Source organism: Nocardia sp. NPDC088792, assembly GCF_044750615.1.
Taxonomy (GTDB): domain Bacteria; phylum Actinomycetota; class Actinomycetes; order Mycobacteriales; family Mycobacteriaceae; genus Nocardia.
Map to the genome: position 1 here is coordinate 1,242,266 of NZ_JBIVKC010000001.1, position 18,931 is coordinate 1,261,196.

General features: G+C 68.6%; 19 protein-coding genes, 2 tRNA genes and 1 pseudogene. 10 read left to right on the plus strand and 12 right to left on the minus strand.

The window, feature by feature from the left end:
• The 6 genes from ACIP5Y_RS06055 to ACIP5Y_RS06080 form a co-directional block, all read right to left on the minus strand.
• Window positions 1-675 (minus strand): response regulator, encoded by a 675-nt coding sequence (locus tag ACIP5Y_RS06055; RefSeq protein WP_400348001.1) that lies wholly within the window; start codon window positions 673-675, stop codon window positions 1-3.
• On the minus strand, window positions 672-1,838 hold the full coding sequence (locus ACIP5Y_RS06060) for a sensor histidine kinase (RefSeq protein ID WP_400349159.1): 1,167 nt from the start codon (window positions 1,836-1,838) through the stop codon (window positions 672-674). The genes ACIP5Y_RS06055 and ACIP5Y_RS06060 overlap by 4 nt, the downstream gene beginning before the upstream one ends.
• 19 nt (window positions 1,839-1,857) lie before the next feature.
• Window positions 1,858-3,084, minus strand: coding sequence for an NAD(P)/FAD-dependent oxidoreductase (locus ACIP5Y_RS06065; protein WP_400348003.1), 1,227 nt, complete (start codon window positions 3,082-3,084; stop codon window positions 1,858-1,860).
• Window positions 3,084-3,278: a ferredoxin gene (locus tag ACIP5Y_RS06070; protein ID WP_400348005.1), complete on the minus strand. Its 195-nt coding sequence runs from the start codon at window positions 3,276-3,278 to the stop codon at window positions 3,084-3,086. Before ACIP5Y_RS06070 ends, ACIP5Y_RS06065 begins: the two co-directional genes overlap by 1 nt.
• A 12-nt stretch (window positions 3,279-3,290) precedes the next feature.
• Window positions 3,291-4,487, minus strand: coding sequence for a cytochrome P450 (locus tag ACIP5Y_RS06075; protein WP_400348007.1), 1,197 nt, complete (start codon window positions 4,485-4,487; stop codon window positions 3,291-3,293).
• A 116-nt stretch (window positions 4,488-4,603) separates the two neighbouring features.
• Window positions 4,604-5,089, minus strand: coding sequence for an NUDIX domain-containing protein (locus ACIP5Y_RS06080; RefSeq protein ID WP_400348009.1), 486 nt, complete (start codon window positions 5,087-5,089; stop codon window positions 4,604-4,606).
• A 212-nt stretch (window positions 5,090-5,301) separates the two neighbouring features.
• Between ACIP5Y_RS06080 and ACIP5Y_RS06085 the strand changes: the two genes are divergently transcribed.
• Window positions 5,302-6,138, plus strand: a complete 837-nt coding sequence (locus ACIP5Y_RS06085) for a hypothetical protein (protein WP_400348011.1) — start codon at window positions 5,302-5,304, stop codon at window positions 6,136-6,138.
• A 172-nt stretch (window positions 6,139-6,310) separates the two neighbouring features.
• Here ACIP5Y_RS06085 and ACIP5Y_RS06090 read toward each other — a convergent pair whose 3' ends face one another.
• Entirely contained in the window at window positions 6,311-7,522 is a 1,212-nt protein-coding gene (locus tag ACIP5Y_RS06090) for a GAF domain-containing protein (protein WP_400348013.1), read from the minus strand.
• A gap of 129 nt (window positions 7,523-7,651) precedes the next feature.
• On the opposite strand from ACIP5Y_RS06090, the pseudogene ACIP5Y_RS06095 reads away from it, so the two are divergent.
• Window positions 7,652-7,900, plus strand: a pseudogene (locus tag ACIP5Y_RS06095) (pyruvate formate lyase family protein); the annotation flags it as partial.
• A 77-nt stretch (window positions 7,901-7,977) separates the two neighbouring features.
• A complete protein-coding gene (locus tag ACIP5Y_RS06100) occupies window positions 7,978-8,661 on the plus strand; it encodes a response regulator (protein ID WP_400348014.1) in 684 nt (227 codons plus the stop codon).
• A 3-nt stretch (window positions 8,662-8,664) separates the two neighbouring features.
• Here the strand turns inward: ACIP5Y_RS06100 and ACIP5Y_RS06105 are convergent, their stop codons facing one another.
• Window positions 8,665-9,024: a hypothetical protein gene (locus ACIP5Y_RS06105; protein ID WP_400348016.1), complete on the minus strand. Its 360-nt coding sequence runs from the start codon at window positions 9,022-9,024 to the stop codon at window positions 8,665-8,667.
• A 150-nt stretch (window positions 9,025-9,174) separates the two neighbouring features.
• Between ACIP5Y_RS06105 and ACIP5Y_RS06110 the strand changes: the two genes are divergently transcribed.
• Complete coding sequence (locus ACIP5Y_RS06110; protein ID WP_400348017.1) at window positions 9,175-9,891, plus strand: GntR family transcriptional regulator; 717 nt, start codon at window positions 9,175-9,177, stop codon at window positions 9,889-9,891.
• Here ACIP5Y_RS06110 and ACIP5Y_RS06115 read toward each other — a convergent pair.
• Together ACIP5Y_RS06115 and ACIP5Y_RS06120 are read right to left on the minus strand one after the other, a co-directional pair.
• On the minus strand, window positions 9,888-10,727 hold the full coding sequence (locus ACIP5Y_RS06115) for a hypothetical protein (protein ID WP_400348019.1): 840 nt from the start codon (window positions 10,725-10,727) through the stop codon (window positions 9,888-9,890). The two genes, ACIP5Y_RS06110 and ACIP5Y_RS06115, sit on opposite strands and share 4 nt — an antisense overlap.
• A gap of 49 nt (window positions 10,728-10,776) precedes the next feature.
• Window positions 10,777-11,373 (minus strand): TetR/AcrR family transcriptional regulator, encoded by a 597-nt coding sequence (locus tag ACIP5Y_RS06120; RefSeq protein WP_400348020.1) that lies wholly within the window; start codon window positions 11,371-11,373, stop codon window positions 10,777-10,779.
• 114 nt (window positions 11,374-11,487) lie between these two features.
• Between ACIP5Y_RS06120 and ACIP5Y_RS06125 the strand changes: the two genes are divergently transcribed.
• The gene (locus ACIP5Y_RS06125; protein WP_400348022.1) at window positions 11,488-12,429 is read left to right on the plus strand and encodes an alpha/beta fold hydrolase; all 942 of its coding nucleotides are present in this window, start codon (window positions 11,488-11,490) and stop codon (window positions 12,427-12,429) included.
• Entirely contained in the window at window positions 12,426-13,370 is a 945-nt protein-coding gene (locus tag ACIP5Y_RS06130) for an alpha/beta fold hydrolase (RefSeq protein WP_400348024.1), read from the plus strand. Before ACIP5Y_RS06125 ends, ACIP5Y_RS06130 begins: the two co-directional genes overlap by 4 nt.
• A gap of 117 nt (window positions 13,371-13,487) precedes the next feature.
• Here the strand turns inward: ACIP5Y_RS06130 and ACIP5Y_RS06135 are convergent, their stop codons facing one another.
• Together ACIP5Y_RS06135 and ACIP5Y_RS06140 are read right to left on the minus strand one after the other, a co-directional pair.
• The gene (locus tag ACIP5Y_RS06135; RefSeq protein ID WP_400348026.1) at window positions 13,488-14,309 is read right to left on the minus strand and encodes a DUF1542 domain-containing protein; all 822 of its coding nucleotides are present in this window, start codon (window positions 14,307-14,309) and stop codon (window positions 13,488-13,490) included.
• Window positions 14,310-14,375: 66 nt separating this feature from the next.
• A complete protein-coding gene (locus tag ACIP5Y_RS06140) occupies window positions 14,376-15,380 on the minus strand; it encodes a diguanylate cyclase domain-containing protein (RefSeq protein WP_400348028.1) in 1,005 nt (334 codons plus the stop codon).
• Window positions 15,381-15,793: 413 nt separating this feature from the next.
• On the opposite strand from ACIP5Y_RS06140, the gene ACIP5Y_RS06145 reads away from it, so the two are divergent.
• The 4 genes from ACIP5Y_RS06145 to ACIP5Y_RS06160 all read left to right on the plus strand — a co-directional run bounded on the left by ACIP5Y_RS06145 (window position 15,794) and on the right by ACIP5Y_RS06160 (window position 18,869).
• Window positions 15,794-15,864 (plus strand) — tRNA-Gly (locus tag ACIP5Y_RS06145).
• Window positions 15,865-15,908: 44 nt separating this feature from the next.
• Window positions 15,909-15,985, plus strand: a tRNA-Pro gene (locus tag ACIP5Y_RS06150).
• 209 nt (window positions 15,986-16,194) lie between these two features.
• Complete coding sequence (locus ACIP5Y_RS06155) at window positions 16,195-17,574, plus strand: phosphatase PAP2 family protein (RefSeq protein WP_400349161.1); 1,380 nt, start codon at window positions 16,195-16,197, stop codon at window positions 17,572-17,574.
• A gap of 11 nt (window positions 17,575-17,585) precedes the next feature.
• Complete coding sequence (locus ACIP5Y_RS06160; protein WP_400348030.1) at window positions 17,586-18,869, plus strand: glycosyltransferase family 87 protein; 1,284 nt, start codon at window positions 17,586-17,588, stop codon at window positions 18,867-18,869.
• Window positions 18,870-18,931 lie beyond the last annotated feature (62 nt).

The following is an 18,931-nucleotide window of genomic DNA, read 5'->3' on the forward strand; positions in this document are numbered from 1 at the left end:
TCAGGGCCGGGGGTCGGGACGGACCAGGCCGGTCTGGTAGGCGATGACGACGAGCTGGGCGCGATCCCGGGCGCCCAGCTTGGTCATGGCCCGGTTGACGTGGGTCTTGGCGGTCAGGGCCGTGACGTAGAGGCGTTCGGCTATCTCGTCGTTGGACAGGCCGGTCGCCACCAGGGTGACCACTTCGCGTTCCCGCGGGGTGAGCGGGGCCAGCTGGTCCGGCGGATCCCAGCGCGCGGGATCGGGCTGGGCCAGGAAGCGGGTGATGAGAGCCTTTGTGGCAGTGGGTGACAGCAGGGCGTCGCCCGACATCACCACGCGGATGGCGGCGAGCAGCTCGTCGGCGTTGATGCCCTTGCCGAGGAAGCCGCTCGCGCCCGCGTGCAGTGCCTCGGCGACGTACTCCTCGTGTTCGAAAGTGGTGAGTATCAAGACCTTCACGCCGGCGAGGTCCTCGTCGGCGCTGATGAGGCGGGTGGCGTCGAGGCCGTCCAGGTCCGGCATGCGAATATCCATGAGCACCAGGTCGACTCGATGTTCGCGGGCCAATTCGACGGCCTCGCGCCCGTTCGCGGCCTCGGCCACCACTTCCATGCCGTCGGTGGAGTCGATCAGCATCCGGAAGGAGTCGCGCAGCAGAGCCTGATCGTCCGCGAGTAGCACCCGTATGGTCATGATCCGCCCTTTCGTCCTGTGCGCCGGGGTAATTCGGCCGTCACCCGGAAGCCGCCCTCCGGTCGCTGCCGCGCGATGAGGGTGCCGCCGACGGCCTTCACCCGTTCGCGCATGCCGATCAGCCCGTAGCCGGAGCCGCCGCCGGCAGGGTCGTGGCCGTCGTCGTCGATGGTGACCCGGAGCCGATCGGGCCGGTAATCCAGCCGCACCCGGGCCGAGGCGGCGCCCGCGTGCTTGCGGGTATTCGTCAAGGCTTCCTGCACGATCCGGTATGCGGTCAGGTCGGTGAGCGGGGGCAGTTCCGCTGCGTCGCCGGATGTTTCGACCGTGACGTCCAGTCCCGCGTGCCGGAAGGATTGCACCAGCTCGCCGAGGTCCGCGAGCCCGGGTGACGGGGTCCGGGCGTGCGCGGAATCGTCACCGGCGCGCAGTACCCCGACGGTGGCGCGCAGATCGTCGAGGGCGGTCCGGCTGGTATCGCGAATGCGTTCGAGCGCTTGGTAAGCGTGTTCGGGATTGGTGCGCATCAGATGGTGTGCGACTCCGGCCTGCGCATTGACCAGCGTGATGTGATGGGCCACCACATCGTGCAGTTCGCGTGCGATGCGTAACCGTTCCTCCGCGACCCGGCGGCCGGCCTCGATCTCCCGATCGTGCTCGGCCCGCTCCGCCCGTTCGACGACCGAGGCGAGCAGTTCCCGGCGAGTCCGGACGGCGTCGCCCGCGGCGACCCCGAGCAGCGTCCACGCCACCTGCCCGAGCGCGCTCGAAAGATCCAGCGGATGCGGTTGCGAGATCAGAATCGCGGCGACCAGCGGCACCGCGGCACCGACTCCGACCAGCCACGCCGTGCGCCTGTCGACCCGGTCGGCCACGGTGAAGAGTGCGACCGCGGTGGCCGCGGGCGGCAGCGTGGAGTAGGGAAATACCAGGTAGCGTCCGGCTTCCACCACGACCGTCGCCGCCACCACCGCTATCGGCCATCGACTCCGCGCGAGCAGTGGCACACAGGTGAGGACGAGCCCGCCGACCGCCCGATCGACGGGACTGTGCCGCAGGTATGCCATGGTGGCGGCCACCGGCGTGGCCACGAGGAAACATCCGACCGCGACGACGAGGTCGGTCAGCCACGGCCGGTCCCGCAACCACCACCGCACGATCATCAGCACGCCGCCAAGGTACCTACCCGGCGCCGCGGACCGGGTCAGCCGGCGCGGTGACACGGCAGCGGTATTCGCGCAGCGTGCGGACGCTGTTCCAGCCGAGGGCGCCGACGACCCGGCCGCCGCGGTGGTAGAGGGCGACGAAGCTGCGGTCGCCCGGGTCACCCGCGACGATCTCGACGCGGGCGCCGGCGGGGCACCAGCCGTGGAGTTGGATCTTGTCGCGGTATAGATCGGTCCAGCCGAAAGGGACCGGGGCATAGGGCGTTTCCTGTCCGGGCTCGGCGAGCAGATTGCGTGCGGCGGTGCCGGCCTGATCGCCGGCATTGGTGCGTTGTTCGAGCCGGATGCGGGCGCCGAGGGCGGGGTGGGGCCAGTTGGCCATATCGCCGGCGGCGTAGATGTCCGGTGCGGCACGGCAGTATTCGTCGCAGCGCAGGCCGTCGCCGAGCGGGAGACCGGAATCGGCGAGCCAGTCGACGGCCGGTGTCGAGCCGATCGCGACCACGACCACCTCGGCGGGCAGCCGGGTGCCGTCGTCGAGGGTGACCGCGGTGACCCGGCCGTGCGCGCCTTCGAGAGCGGATACCTTGCGGCCCATGCGCAGTCGCACGCCGTGGTCGCGGTGCAGGCCGGCCACCAGGTCCGCTACGACCGGCCCGAACTGGCGGGTCAGGGGTGCGGGCTCGACATCCACGAGGGTGACGTCCAGGCCGAGTTCGCGGGCGGATGCTGCGATCTCGCTGCCGAGGAAGCCGCCGCCGATCACGACCACGCGGGGCGCCGTGGTCAGTTCCGCGCGGAGGGTCAGGGCGTCGTCCATCGTGCGCAGCACGTGTACCCCGGTCAGGTCGTGCCCGGACGGCAGGAGGCGGGGGCGCAGTCCGGTGGCTATGACGAGGCCGTCGTACCGCACCCGGTCCGCGGTGCGCGTCCGGCCGGGCGCGTGGTTCGCGTCGGCGAACGTGACGATGCGTGCCGCGGTATCCACACCTGTTGCGCGGCAACCGGATCGCAGCTCCAGGTCGAGTCGCCCGAGGAGGTCCGGGGCGCGGAGCGCGAGCTGTTCCGGTGCCCGATCGCCGGTGAGCACCTGTTTCGACAGTGGCGGGCGATCGTAGGGGGCGTGGATCTCGTCGCCGATCATGGTGAGCGTTCCGGTGAAGCCTTCGCGCCGCAGGGTTTCGGCCGCGGTCAGTCCCGCGGCCGAGGCTCCCACCACGACGATGTGTTCGAGAGCGGGCACTAGTGATCGACCCGGATGGCCAGTGCGGGGCAGCGTGCCGCCGCATCCGTCACCTGCGGCAGCAGGGTTTCGGGCGGGTCGGCGTCGAGCAGGACGACCACGCCGTCGGTGTCGCGCTGGTCGAAGACTTCGGGCGCGGCCACTACGCACTGGCCGCCGCCGCAGCATTTGCCCTCGTCGATGCTGATATGCATGGAATGCTCCTTTTACCAGGTCACCGGCAGTTCGTGAACGCCGTAGACGATCATTTCGTCGCGCATCGGGATGTCCGCGACCGGCGCCGCGAGCCGCAGGCCGGGGAAGCGCCGGAACAGGGCGGTGAGCGCGACCTGCATTTCCAGTCGCGCCAGCTGCTGGCCCAGGCACTGGTGGATGCCGAAGCCGAAGGCCAGGTGCGGCTGATGCAGGCGCAGCAGGTCCAGGGTTTCCGGGTCGCCGGTGAAGTGTTCCGGGTCGCGGTTGGCGGCAGGCAGGTGCGCGACGACTGTGCTGCCCTTGGGAATCAGCCGCCCGCCCAGTTCGATGTCCTCGGAAGCCGTTCGGCGGACGCCGAATTGGATGACGCTCAGGTAGCGCAGCAGCTCCTCGACGACGCCGTCGGCCTGGTCGGGTTCCGCGCGGAACCGGGCCAGCTGCTCGGGGTTCCGGAGCAGGCACAGGGTGCTGAGGGCGATCATGTTCGCGGTGGTCTCGTGGCCCGCGGCCAGCAGCAGGACGCCGACACCGGCCAGCTCCTGGTCGGTGAGCTCCCCGGATTGTGCGAGCGCGCTGAGGATGTCGCCGGTCGGCCGGGCGCGCTTCTCGGCAGCCAGCCTGGTGATCAGCTCGTTCATTTCCCGCTGCGCCCGCCGCGTCTCCTCGACGGTGGTGTCGATGCGCAGCAGGGTGGCCGAATTGTGCTGGAACTCTTCACGGTCCGCGTAGGGCACGCCCAGCAGCTCGCAGATCACCAGGGACGGAATCGGCAGCGCGAAGGCCTGCACCAGGTCGATCGGGCCGCCCTGCGCGGCCATGGCGTCCAGGTGATCGGTGACGATCCGCTCGACCGCGGGCGCGAGCTCGCGGGTCCGCCGCACGGTGAAATGACCGGTGAGCAGCCGGCGCAGGCGGGTGTGGTCCGGCGGGTCCATCATGATGAACCAGCCGGGCGCGGCCTCCGGGAGTTCGTCCAGCGCCCGGTCGACACCGCCCGAGATGCCGCGCCGGCGCGAACTGAACCGGGTATCCGACAGCAGCGCGCGCACCTCCGCATACCGGGTGACCAGCCAGCCGGGAATGCCGTCCGGCAGCGTGACCTCCGTGATCGGATCCTGCTCGCGCAGCGCCCGGTATTCCTCCGGCGGGCTGAACGGGCAGGTCCGCACCACGGGCTGGATCCCGGCAGTGAGTTGTGACTCGGTCATCGAAGTCCTTTCCCGAACGATGGTCCGCAAGCGCGGCATTCATCACACTGCCGCGGCGCGGGGGTGACGGTCATCGTCCAGGCGTGGACTCTTGGCGTACTGCGAACGCGGTACGGCTATTCGCCGGCGTCGGCCAGGTGAGCGCGCAAACGATCCAGGTATGGGCGCTGGCCCTTGCCGAGCTTCTCGTCGGCGATATCCGGGGTGAACCAGGCGGCCCGGTCTATTTCGGGGAATTCGGCTTTCCGCCCGGAGCGCGGCGGCCATTCCATTTCGAAGGTGCCGGGCACCACATCGGCCGGATCGAGGTCCGCTTCGACCGCCCAGACGGTGACCTGTTTGCGGCTGCGGCCGGACCCGTATTCGACGTCCCCGAGCGGGATCCACTCGCCTTCGGGGACGGGAAGTCCCAGCTCTTCGCCGAATTCGCGGGCCGCGGCGGCGCGTGGTTCCTCCTCGGCGGGTTCGTATTCGCCCTTGGGGATGGACCAGGCGGAGGCGTCCTTCTTCGCCCAGAGGGGGCCGCCCATGTGGCCGATCAGTACTTCCAGGTCGGGGGATCGGCGGAAGAGGAGGACGCCGGCGCTGTACCTGAGGCTCATTCCTGAAGTCTGCCTCGTTCGGCGGACACATGTATCGCCGGGCGTTAGAGTTGGCGACGCCGTGGCTAACCCCCGCGGGCGAATAATTATCGGATAGTTGCTCGATTGTTCAGACCGGACATATTGCGATCCAACAGTTCTGGATGCCACGGTCTCCGTTAAGCTCCACTGTTTGGATCTGCCCCACACCTGATGATCGGATTGGATACCGCATGGAGTTCCGCAGCACCACCGCGGCAGCCTCCCTGGTGATCGGCGCCCTCGTAGTTCAGGGGGCAGCATCGACCGTCCTGGCCGGTTCGGCGAATGCCGACCCCGCCCCTGCCCCGCATATCGCCTATTCGGCGAAGCTGGTGGACAAGACGGTCGTCACCACTCTCAAGGGCGGCACCTTCGCACTATCTCAGGCTCTCGACAGTGATCTGGCCGCGGGCGGTACGCAACGCCTGACGCAGCGCGACGGTGTCACCGTCGCCGCGGACGGCACGCCTGTCGATCCGGCCAAGGTCGTGAACGTGGTCGATGTGAAGGACGATGCCGGGCACGTGCTACTCACGCTGCCGCTCGAGGTCCACCTGGGCCCGATCGACATCCCGGTGAAACCGGCCGTGGAGCAGAACGGCACGGTGCTGAACCTGACCCCGGACAAGCCGGCCGGTCTCACCTTCACGCAGCCGGTCACGGTGCAGCCCATTGCCTCCCAGTTGGAGGATCAGCGCGCGCAGAACGATTTCACCACCCAGTTCAGTCTCGCGACAGCCGTCGGCACCTTCATCGGCACCGCCCTCGGCGCGACCATCGGGTGCGTGGCGACCATTGCCGCGGGCTGTGTCCCGGGGCTCGTCACCGGCGCGGGTGTCGGCGGCATCATCGGCACCGTGGCCCTCGGCGGCCCGACGCTGATCGCCTCCGGCCTCGACCTCCTGAACACCCTCAACGCGCCCGCAGGCACCACCAAGTGGGCGGACAAGACCAGTACCGTCCCGGCGCCCGCGCCGGCCGTGCCGCCCACGCAAGCGGCGCAGCCGCAAGCGAACCCGTCCAACTAGGCACCAACCCGACCCGATTACGCCATCCCCTGTTTGCGCAGGGGGTGGCGTAATCGCTTATGTCTCGGACCGATCCGATCGGGACTCCGCTCCGACACTCTCCGGTCGGCTCCGGTCCGGTCGTCGATCACCGATCCAGAGGCAGGAGAGCCCTCGGCCTGGGCTGCTCCCGTCAGTCGCGACGGAGGGGTACCCGCCACAGCAGGGCGGTGCCGCGGCCGTCGAGGCCGGGACCGAGTTCGAGGACGCCGCCGAGGGTGGTGGCGCGGTCGGCGATATTACGGAGGCCGCCGCGGGGGTGTGCATCACCGACGCCGATTCCATTGTCGGCCACCGAAATACGTAGTTCGTCCGGATTTACGGTGACGGCCACGTCGATGCGGGTGGCATCGGCATGCCGCACCACATTGGACAGCGATTCGCGGAGGACGGCCACCGCTTGCCGGCCGGTCTCCGCCGGTACCGCGGTGTCGATCGGCCCGCGCTGGCGCAGGGCCGGGGTGAAGCCCAGGTGCCGGGCCGCGGCGGTCACCAATTCGGCTATCTCGCTGCGCAATCCGCCGGATCCGCCGGTCGTGGACTGCAGCGAGAAGATGGTGGCGCGAATGTCCTGAATGGTTTCGTCCAGCGCGGTGACCACGCGTTCCAGGCGTTCGGCGACTTCGTGCGCGGGCGCCAGCCGCAGTGCGCCCTGCAGGGCGAGCCCGGAGGCGTAGATGCGCTGAATGACCGTGTCGTGCAGGTCGCGGGCGATGCGGTCGCGGTCCTCCATGAGCGCGATCTTGATCGAATCCTGTTGCCGCCGTACCGCATCCAGCTGCACCTGCTCGTACATTCGGACATTGGCGATCTTCACGGCGGCGATGACCGCCAGCGCCTCGATGATCCGCTCGTCCTCGGAGGTGAACTGCCCGCCGCCACGCTTGTTGGCGAGATACAGGTCGCCGAGCAGCCGCCCGCGGATCCGCACCGGTACGCCGAGGAAGCTGCGCATATCCGGATGCCCGGCGGGCCAGCCCTCGAAGGCCGGATGGGTGGTGAGGTCGGTGAGCCGCACCGGATCCTCGCCCGCGAGTACCGCGCCGAGCACTCCCCCGCCCTGTGGCCAGTGCCCGATGCGCTGCACGGTGGCCTCGTCCATGCCGACCTGTACGAACTCGTCGAGCCGCCGTTCGGTGTCGTCGCCGGGTGGCAGCAATCCCAGTGCGCCGTATTCGGCGTCGACCAGGCGGACGGCCGCCGCGACCAGTTGCCGGAGTACGACGGCCACGTCGAGGTCGGAAACCACGGTGTATACGGCCTCCACGAGATCGTGCAGTCGTTCCCGGGAGGCGGTCAGTTCGCGGAGTTCATCCGGTACGAGACCCCACGGTTCTTCCGGCATGACGAAAGGCTACCCATCGGCAACCTGGGGACATTTGTCTCTGCCGCCGACTGTCGCGACCGTCCAGCATGGAATCGGAGCATTCGGCTGGAAAAGGAGTCAACGATGACCATGATCGGTAGCGCGTACGGCGTCGAGGAGGACCCGCGCGTCACCGAGATCTTTACCGAGTACCGCAAGACCCACAATGACGGCGTTTTCGACGCCTACACCGAGGACATTCGCGCCGCCCGCAGCGCCGGCCTCGTCACCGGTCTGCCGGATACCTACGGCCGCGGCCGCATCATCGGCGACTACCGCCGCGTCGCGCTGTACGGCGTGGACCGGCTCATCGTGGAGAAGATGGCCGACAAGAACGGCCTCGACGAGCTCTGGGCCGCCGACGAGATCATCAGGCCCGGCAGGAGTTCGAGTCATATGAGCTCGTCACCTACTAGACCTGCGAAGATGTTGCCGTGGACAACTCAGCCAAGATCCGCGTCTTCCTGCTCGACGATCATGAGATCGTGCGCCGCGGCGTCCAGGATCTCCTGGAGGCCGAGGGCGATATCGAGGTGGTCGGGGAGGCGGGTACGGCCGCCGAGGCGCTGCGCCGGGTACCGGCCGTGCGACCCGATGTGGCGGTGCTCGATGTCCGGCTGGAGGACGGTGACGGTGTCAGCGTGTGCCGTGACCTCCTGTCGGAGTTGCCGGATCTGAATGTCCTCATGCTCACTTCGTTCTCCGATGACGAGGCGCTGCTGGGTGCGGTGCTGGCCGGGGCCAAAGGCTATGTGCTCAAACAGCTCCGCGGTCCGCAGCTGGTGACGGCGATCCGCCGGGTGGCGGCCGGGGAATCCCTCATCGATCCCCGGACCGCCGCGGAGGTCACCGCGCGGCTGCGGCACCGGACGGATCGCGCCGATCCGCTGGCCGGTGTGGACCTGACCGAACGCGAGCGGCAGATCCTGTCGCATATCGGGCAGGGCCGCAGTAACAAGGAGATCGCCGCCGCGATCTTCCTGTCCGAGAAGACCGTTCGGAACTATGTGTCGGCACTGCTCGGCAAGCTGGGCCTGGCCCGCCGCTCGCAGGCCGCCATTCTCGCCGAGCACCTGCGGCACGAGCACGGCGACGATTGGGCCGGCGGGAACGACTGACACTCACCGCTGATCCGGTGGGATCGGCGGGATGGCCCAGCGCGCGTAGGTCTCCTCGGGTTCGACGGTGATCACGTCGACGAGCTGCACCAGATCACTCGGAACCTGTTCACCGACAAAATGTTTCGCACTGGGGACGATGACCGCCTCGGCGTCGAGCCGCCGCAGGGTGGCCTTCAGCCCCGCTAGTAACGCTCCGCCGCCCTGCCCTTGTCCCCCGGATCTCGCATCGGCGACCACGATCTTGGCGAAGTCGTACCCGAGTCGCTTTGCGCGACTGCGGATCCGTTCTTCGTCCCAGGCTTGTCGCGCGCCGCTGACATCGCTGCGCACGTAGCCGACCGCGGTCGGTCGAAATCTCACAGCTACCCCTTCACAGATTCGATTCAACTCCCGTACGCCAAGTGTATGCGCAGATGCGTATACGCATTGTCGATTTGTGCATACCCACCCCCATATACTGAAATCACGCGTCATCATCGAGATGCCGCAGATTCGAAGGGATTCAGCGCCATGGGTGAACCGGCCTACGTCTCCATCGCCGGCGATTACGCACGCCGAATCCGGACCGGCGCGCTACCTCCCGGCAGCCGCCTGCCCAGCCTCACCGACATCGCCGAACGCAGCGGCGTCTCGCCGATCGTGGTGCGTCAGGCGGTGAGATTGCTTGCCAGCCAAGGCCTGGTCCGCACGGTGGAACGGCGCGGGATCTTCGTCACCGATCGCCCGAATCTGATCCGGGTGGCGCCGGAGCGGCAATTGGAAAGCCCGGAAACCTCTTTCGGCAATGAAACAGACCGAGAGGTACGGGTCGAGCGGGATACCGAACGCATCCTCGCCACCGAAGTCCTCGCCTCCTGGCTCGGCCTGCAGATCGGCCAGGAGATCACCCACACCGTCACCCGCGCCAGCGAAGACGGCCGCCCCATCTCCATCTCCGACACCTACCAGCCGCCCGAGATCGAGGACACCACCGCCGCCCGCTTCCTGGAGGAAACCCTCGCCGACCGCCTCCCCACCGAAACCCACGCCCAATGGCTCGGTACCCCGGCAGGCGACCTCGTCAAGGCCGTCCACCAGCGCTTCCTCGACCCCGAGGAACGCGTCCTCATGGTCGCCGACATCTCGTACCCCCGAGACCGCTACGACGGCTTCGTCTTCCGCATGAACCTCGACGACTGGGGCATCGAACCGCCGGGCGAAGCCGAGGCGCCCCGCAACGCGGGCTAGGTCCGCCGCACCCAGCCCTGCGCGACATCCGACAGGTTCCACCAGGACACGTACCGCGCGTCCTGCGCCGCGCGCTCCCATCCGGCGGCCAGCGCGTCGAAAAACGCGTCGTCCCCGGTCTTCCCGCCCTTCGGCTCACCGATGAAGACCAGCCGTTCCCCGCCCGCCCCCGCGAACTCCGCCAGCGAGCCGGAGGCCATGGTGCTTCCCCAGCCCGGCGGCCAGCACAGCAGCAGCACGTAATCCGCACCGGCGCGCGATCTTTCCGTGAAGCCCGCGAGATCATCCACCGGATACCAGACGTCCGGTTGGCCCTGCGCGGCCGGGAACGACACATTCTCGGCGGCATCCGGCGGCTCGAAATCGTACGCGTCCACCCGCACGCCCGCGCGGGCCAGCTGCGCGGCCCAATAACCGCGCCCCGCACCGAGTTCCACCAGCGGCCGGCCGGCGCAGAATCCCGACACCCAGCCGAGCGTCTCCGGTGACGGAATCGCGTAGGCGTAGGCGGCCTGCAGGATCGTCTGCGCGAACCCCAGCCGCGCACTCCCCTTCACCCGGCCGCCATTGACGACCCGGCATCCCTCGTGCTCGAACACGGAGGGCCCCACGATGTCCCAGTACGGATTCCCGGTCTCCGATTCGCCGCCGGTCAGATAGTGCACCATCCGCAGATCGAAGGCGGCGTCGGCGCGCTCGTCGCCGCTGCCCGGCAGCATGCCCGCGGTCTCCAGATATTCGGCCACGCGCGGGTACTCGGTCCGTAACCGCGTCTCGTCCCCGAGCAGCTCGGCCAGCCACGATCTCCGTTCCGCGCTCAACACCAGGTCCGTCACGCCCTCGATTCTGGCCCCAGCCAAGATGTTTCGCGGAGCCTTGGCGGATTCATCCGGCCCGCAGGCCGTCGAGCAGGGCGAAGATGGCGGGTTCGGTCTCGGCGCGGGCGGTTTCGGGGTCGGCGGCGCCGGCGATGAACAGCGCGGCCTCGCCGAGCGCGGACAGGATCATCAGCGCCACCGGCCGGATGGCGAGATCCGAGCGCAGCACGCCGGTCCCGATGCCCTGTTCGAGGCCGGCGATGACCAGGCCGAGCCCGTACTGCTCGTCCAGGGCCCGCCATTCCTGCCAGCCGAGGACGGCCGGGGCGTCGATGAGCGAGATGCGAATGCGTTCGGGATCGGTGCAGGAGAGCAGAAAGGTGTGCAGGCCGGACTTCAGCGCGGCCGCCGGATCGGTGCGATCGACCTCGGCCATCGACTCGCCGATCTGGGCCATGATCTCCTGCTGGACCTGTTCATAGACGGCGCGGAAGAGATCCTGCTTGTCCTTGAACTGGTGGTACATCGCGCCGCGTGAGCTGCCGGCGCGGTCCACGATCTCGGGGGTGCCGACGGCCGCGTACCCGCGTTCGGCGAACAGTTCGCGGGCGGCCGCGACCAGGCCCGCGCGGGTCGATTCGGAGCGTTCGGCTTGCTTGGCCATCGTCACCTTTCTGCGCCTTTTCCAGGCATGTTATCGCTAGCCATTGAAAAACAGGCAGCCTGTTTGTTAGTTTGGAGCCCTCGCTCACTGTCACTGACCAAGGGGAGTTCTCAGATGACGGACCACACCCTCGACACCCGCGCCACCTGGCGCGACACCGCCCTCGGCGCCCGGCGGGCCGTCGCCCTGCCGGAGGGCGCCATCGACGTATTCCACAGCGGCGCCGGCGAACCCGTCGTCTTCCTGCACGGAGTACTGTCCAACGCCAACCTGTGGCGCGGCGTGATCCCACCGCTGGCCCGCGAATTCCACTGCGTGGCAATCGATCTGCCCCTCGGCTCGCACACCCGCCCGCTACCCGGCGCCGACGACCTCACCCCGCCCGGTCTCGCCGGGCTGGTCATCGGCGTCCTGGAGGCCCTGGACCTCGGCCCGGTCACCCTGGTCGGCAACGACAGCGGCGGCGCCATCAGCCAGCTCGTCCTGGCCGCCCGCCCCGACCTCATCCAACGCCTGATCCTCACCTCCTGCGACGCCTACGAGAACTTCCCGCCACCCGCCTACCGCTACCTGTCGCTGCTGCCGCGACTGCCCGGCGGCATGGCACTGATCGGCATCGGCATGCGCTCGAACCTGATCCGCCGCCTGCCGAACGCCTACGGCTGGCTCAGCCGCGAACCCATCGACCCCGCCGCCAGCGACTCCTACACCCGCCCCGTCGACCGGTCCCGGGACATCCGCGCCGACCTCCGCCGCGTCCTCCGCGGCATCGACAAGAAGCACACCCTCACCGCCGCACGCTCTTTCGCCACCTTCCCGCGTCCCGTCCTCCTGGCCTGGTCCGCCGACGACCGCTTCTTCACCCGCCGCTGGGCCGACCGCCTCGCCGCCGACTTCCCCGACGCCCGCCTCGAACTCATCCCCGGCGCCCGCACCTACTCCCCCGAAGACCAGCCCGCCCTCCTGTCGACCACCATCGCCACCTTCCTCCACAACACCACCGACGACTCCGGCTCCGCCGCCGAAAGCCCCACTCCCGCAGCGGAATCCCGATGACCCGCACACTGCCGGGAATCAGCGACCGGCGCAGCCGTGAGCCGGCCGGCAGGTGGCCGGAGAACGGCAACGCGGGAAGGCGGGCAATGCCGGTAATCGAGGGCATCGAGCATCGCTTCGTAGATGTCGCCGGACTGCGCACGCATGTGGCGCTGGCCGGGCAGGGCGAGCCGCTCGTGCTCTTGCACGGATGGCCGCAGCACTGGTGGCAGTGGCGACATGTCATCGGGCCCCTGGCAACCCGGTACCGCGTCATCTGCCCCGATCTGCGCGGTCTCGGCTGGTCCGAGGCGCCGATCGACGGCTACCGGCCCGGCGTCATGGCCGGCGACGTCATCGGACTGCTCGATCGGCTGGGCGTCGGCCGATTCCAGGCCATCGGCCACGATTGGGGCGGGCTGGTGGGATATCTACTGGCCCTGAGCTTTCCGGACCGGTTGCAGCGATACATCGCGGTGAATACGGCGAGCCCGTTCCTGGGTCCGACACCGGACGTGCTCGCCGGCGCGACCCGGCTGTGGCACATCGCGGCCAATGCCGCCCCGGTGGTGGGCTCGCACGTCGCGGCGCATGCGACGCCGGATTGGGCACTGCGCCACTGGATTCACCGTTCGGACACGATGACCGAGGAGGACCGGCGCATCTTCCTCGCGCAGTTCGAGGAACCCGCCCGCGTGCGGGCCACGGTCGCCTACTACCGCAATCTCGTCACGCACGAGATCCCGCTCCTGCTGGCGGGCCGGTTCCGCTGGCAGCGACTGCGGGTGCCGACGCTGGTGCTGGCCGGTGATCGCGACCCACTGTTCCCGATCACCGCTATGACCGAATTCGGCGATTACGCAACCGATCTCCAGGTGTGTGTGCTCGAGAATGTCGGCCACTTCCCCGCCACCGAGGATCCCGGCCGCGTGGTCGAGCAGGCGATGAGGTTCCTGCACTGACAGCTGCGCCCGTCCCTCCGAAGGGGGGAGGGACGGGCGCAGCGTTCCTCGCAACGGCCGGAAGCCGGTGCAAGGGATCAGAAGTCGGTATGTGCAGTCAGAAATCGGTGTGTGAGGTCAGAAGTCGCCGTCGAAGCCGCCGCCACCGAAATCGCCGAAGTCGCTGCCGCCCATGTCGTATCCGGGGTCGTAGCCGGCGTCCTGGTAGCCCGGGTCGTAGCCGCCCTGGTCGAATCCGCCTTGGTCGCCGCCGAAGCCACCGTCGGCGGCGGCGAGGCCGTCCTGATAGCCGTCGCCGTAACCGCTTTCGAAGCCGGCGGCGTCGTAGCCGACGCCGGACATGCCGCTGAAGAGGGAGTTGAAGAGCAGGGCCGAGCCGACGCCCCAGGCGCCGGCGACAAGGGCGGTCTTCCACCACGGCTCGGAGTACCAACCGGCGGGGACGGGCCGACCGGCGACCCGGCCGCCGGGGTAGTAGTTGGGTGTGGCGGGGGAGGGATCGGGCGAGGCCTCGATCCGGCGGCCGTCGTAGTCGATCGACCGGTCTTCGGTCACGCGGCCCGCGCTGCGCTGCCCGTCGAGCTCCGGGACGGCCGGGCCGGGATCCATGCCCATGGCGGTCCGCGCGGCGCTCACGTAGTAGAGCCCTTCCAGCGCGGTCTCTTTCGCGAGCCGGGCCTGCGCGGCCGTGGTGGCCTGTTCGATCTGCGAGCCGGCGGCATTGAACCGCTCCCCCGCGTCGGCCAGCGCCTGCTTCGAGGCATCGTCGGTGCCGGTGAGGTTGTAGACCTGACCGCCCAGCCGTTCGATGACCCGGCGCGCATCGGCTTTCGCGTCGGCGAGTTGATTGCCGGCCCGGGAGCGTTGGGCGCGGTTGACCGCGAGCACTCCCAGCAGGACGAGCACCATCACAATGAGCAGCACGACTACCGTAGTCACGCCATCCACCCTACGCGGCAGTATTTGCCTGCCCTTTGCTACGCGCTGAGCGCTCGCGTTGCCCGATCAGCCGGCCACGGCCGCGTAGCGGGAACGCGGCCCAGCTGGATCTGCCTCCTCAGCATCCAGTTCCGAGACCGCGAACCCTCGTTTGCCGGCGGTTTTCGCCGAATACATGGCCCGATCGGCGCTGCGCAGCAGATCGGAGAAATCACACTCCCGGCCCGGCGGGCAGAAGGACGTGCCGACCGACGCCGAGGCCGGCACCGGCCCGGAGGCCGTGGGCACCGGCTCGCACAGGGCCGCCAGCACCCGCATGGCCAGCTCACCGAGACTGTTCCGGCGCGCGGGCAGGGCGACCACGAATTCGTCGCCGCCGTAACGCCCGATCACCGTCTCCGGCGGGCACACCGCGCGCAGCCGCTGGGCGATGGTGACCAGCACCTCGTCGCCGACGGTGTGCCCGTACCCGTCGTTGATGGCCTTGAAATCGTCGAGGTCGATGAGCAGCAATCCGACGCCGCGCGCCGGATCGGTGGCCATCATCCGCACCCGTTCCTGCAACAGCGACCGGTTGGCCAGGTCGGTGAGCGCGTCGTGGGTGGCCTCGTGCCGCAATCGCGTCTGCAGCGCCGCGATCTCCTGCACCCGCACCGACACCTTCTCGGTGAGACTGCGTTCCTGCTGGATCAGCGCCCGCTGTTGCAGCGCCTCGGCATAGCTGTCGATGGCCTGGCTGGCTATGAACGGCCAGCGGGTGGCGATCAGCGAACCGGGTTCGCCGGGCGCGAGCCCGAGCAGCGCGCGGCTGGCGGGCGCGAGCATGCGGGTCCGGTCGAACGGCGCTTCGGCCAGCCGATGCCCGATGGTGCGGGCCGCCGGGACCGGAAAGGGCTCGCAGCCCGCCAGTTCCAGCAGCTCATCGATGATCTGCGCGAAGACTCGTTCCAGTTCCTGTAGCGGTATGGCAGGTTCGGCGCCGGAACCCGCGCCGGGGTGCACTGCCCGCACCCATTCTCGAATGGTGGCCGCGACGATCGCGGTGGTTCGAGTGTCGAGTCGGATGGGCATGCGGCTCACCCTGCGTACGAAATGCTCGGACCGGCCGCTTCGCCGGTCACGCCCTTCGGATCGAACTCACTACTTCGCGGTCGCCCACACCTCTGGTGCATGCTCACCGCCCCCTTTCCAGATACCCCCGTCCGGACAAAAAGGATCCTAGCAAGCCACCCGACTTCGAAAACCCCTGATTCAGAACAGGTTCCCGTTGTCTCGCGAATGGCGACGAAGGTGAGATCGCTGAGGTGACGGCGGTGTTACACCCTATTTCGGCATGTTTTCCGCGACTCGCCGGAGAACTCACCCGACCGGCTCCGACGTGCACGAACAAGTCCGGATTGGCATTACACGAGTGAGGTTCGGTACAGTGCTCAACGCACAACACATCCGCTGATCGGCACTCCCGACCGGCCGATGCGGTGACTGCGGGCGTAGTTCAATGGTAGAACCTCAGCCTTCCAAGCTGATGGTGCGGGTTCGATTCCCGTCGCCCGCTCTCTTCCCGTTCTACGGGGAGCGGCCGGGCAACCGGACGCGTAACGGGGTGTAGCGCAGCTTGGTAGCGCATCCGCTTTGGGAGCGGAGGGTCGCAGGTTCAAATCCTGTCACCCCGACCATCATTCGCCGAGAAATCCCCAGCCACCCACGGCCCGAACCGATTCGGGCGCACAGACCGCAACGGCCCGGAGCTCAGCTCCGGGCCGTTCTGTTTCACCGGGGTTTCCCCGCCGTTTGCGTGAGTGATACTCGACACACCAAACGGTAACCGGAAGTTGTGCCTCCGTTTATCTTGTGTTATCGATTTACAGTGCTGGTCGACCACGAGATGAACGTTTCCGGCTCGTCGTTGTCCGGCGGCGGGACCGTTTCGCGTGCGCTACCGGCCGCGGGAGTGCTCGGGGCCGTGGTGCTGCTCGCGATCGCGCAGGCGTGGGCCAGCTGGCACGGCGTCATCGGACCGCTGCGCAGCCTCCTCGACGACTATCTGGCGAACCCGCAATCGGCGGCCGTGTCCTGGGCGGGGCTGGGGCTGGCCTGCATCGGCGTCCCGATGCGCGCCCGCATCGTCAGCCTGAGCGCGGCGGCCGTGCTCGATCTGCTGACCCTGGGGCTACAGGCGTTGTGCGGCTGGCATGTGTCCATCGGCACCGGGCCGACGCTGGCTCTCACCGCCTTGACCGTGGTGGCCTTCCGCTGGCGGGGGCAGCGGCGGCGAACGGCCTTGCATGCCATCGCATTCGGCGTCCTGTTGATCATGGCTTCGAAGCTCGCCGACACCTGGCTACTGGTCAGCATCATTGCCGGGCCACGCGTACTCGACCAATATGTCCAGCTCGCCGACCACGCGTTGGGCGAACCGGCCTGGCTCGTCGGCCGATTGCTCGATGCGGTCGGCCCGATCCCCTCACACATCCTGCATGTGGTTTACGTCCAGCTACCGGTCGCGGCGATGGTGGTCGCGGTCTGGCAACTGCGCAATGTGACCACCACTCCGTGGCCGCGGCACAGCCTGTTGCGCACCTTCCTCGTGCTCGGCGTGATCGGCCCGCTCGGCTACGTGCTGTTCCCCGTGGTCGGCCCGGTCTTCGCCTACGGCCCGCTGGGACACGGATTGCAGATCGGCGACTGGCCGCACGTGCTACCCGCCTTGACGGCGAATCCGGAGCCGATGCTGTTCGATTCGGAGACCGCCCGCAACTGCATGCCGTCGATGCACGCCGCCTGGGCGACCTCACTGTTCATCCACTCCCGGATCGGGCCGCGGTGGCTGCGCTGGGCGGGCGCGTTCTGGTTCGTGTGCACGCTGCTGGCGACGCTGGGCTTCGGCTACCACTACGGCTGCGACCTGGTGGCCGGCATAGTGCTGTGCCTGACGGTGGAATCGGCGCTGCGTGACCCGGATCGGGGCTGGGACCTCTACCGGGTGCGGATCGTGTCGCTGGGCGTCCTGGTGTTCTCGGGGCTGCTGCTGTCCTACCGCTTCCTGCCGGTCACCATGTCGGAGTACCCGGTGCTCGCCGGATTCGCGGTGCTGGGAGCGCCGGCGGCGGTCGTATTCGTCTTCTACACAACCTGGTTCGCCACGCCGGGAGGCCGGTTGGCGCACTGGGGTGGCCGGGACGCGACAACCGACACCCGGCCTGTCATCGACAGGCCACTCCCCCAACGCAATCCGGACTACTCTCGGGCAAGGCAGAAAGGTTAGTGTCTGTCTCGATGATCACGATCCGGGCGGGGCAGCGAAGCTTGCTGCGCAAGACGAAAACAGACGAAAAGCGATACCTTCCCCGCATCCCGATTGTGCTCGGAATTCTGCTCGCGGTGGCGTTCACGGCGATCTTCTCGGCGCTGCACGGCTTCCTCGACCTGCAGGTCTATCGGGTCGACACCCGAGCCTGGCTGCACCACGAAACGCTCTACGGGCCGACGCTGCGGGTGGCGAATCACACCGATCTGCCGTTCACCTATCCGCCGTCGGCGGCGGTGCTGATGATCCCGCTGGCGGTGGTGCCGCTGTGGCTGGCGGAGTTCATGGTGACGGCGACCTCGCTGGGCTGTCTGGCGGTGACGATCGGGCTGGTGCTGTCCCGCGTCCGGCCGGACCTGGAACTGCGCACCCGGGTGACGCTGACCACCACCACGGTGGTCGCCATGCTCGCCATCGAACCCGTCCGGACCACACTGTGGTTCGGGCAGATCAATCTGGTCCTGATGGCCGCGGTCGCCCTCGACTGCCTGACCGTGAAGCCGCGCTGGCCGCGCGGCGTGCTCATCGGCCTCGCGGCGGTCACCAAACTGACCCCGGCGGCCTTCGTGCTGTACTTCCTCATCCGCAAGGACTGGAAGGCCGCGGCCACCTCGGCGGCGACCGCGGCGGCGGTGGTGGCGGCCGGATTCCTGGTGTTCCCACGGGAATCGCGCGACTACTGGTTCCACGCCGTGATCGACACCAACCGCATCGGCTCGCCCGACTATGTCGGTAACCAGTCCATCAAGGGCATGGTGTTCCGGCTCGGCGTACCGCATTCCGCGACCACGATGGTCTGGCTCGGGGTCGGCCTGGTCTTCGGCTGCGCCGGCGCGGTGCTGATGCATCACTTGGTCACCCTCGAACGAAAGACCGCCGCGCTCGCCGGCGCCGTCACGCCGCCGGTCACCATCCTGTCGGTCACGGCGCTGCTCGTGAACGCGGCAGTGCTGCTGCTGATTTCGCCGGTGTCGTGGACGCACCACTGGGTGTGGGTGGCGCCCGCACTGGTGACCGCGATCGCGTGGGCGACCACCCATCCCGGGCGCGGTCCCGTGATCGCCATCGCCGCGTTCGCCGCGGTGTTCCTGATCGGACCGGGCCTGGTGCCCAATGGCGACCATCGCGAGCTGCACTGGTCCTGGTGGGAGCACGCGCTGGGTGACGTGTACATCATCGCCACCGCGGCCCTGCTCGCGGTCGGGCTCTGGCAATTGCTCCGGCTGCGTTCTCGCGTGGGTCTCACGGGCTGACAGACCGGCCGGAGACCCTCCGGACAGCATTGAGCGCCGCACTGATCAGTGCGGCGCCTCAG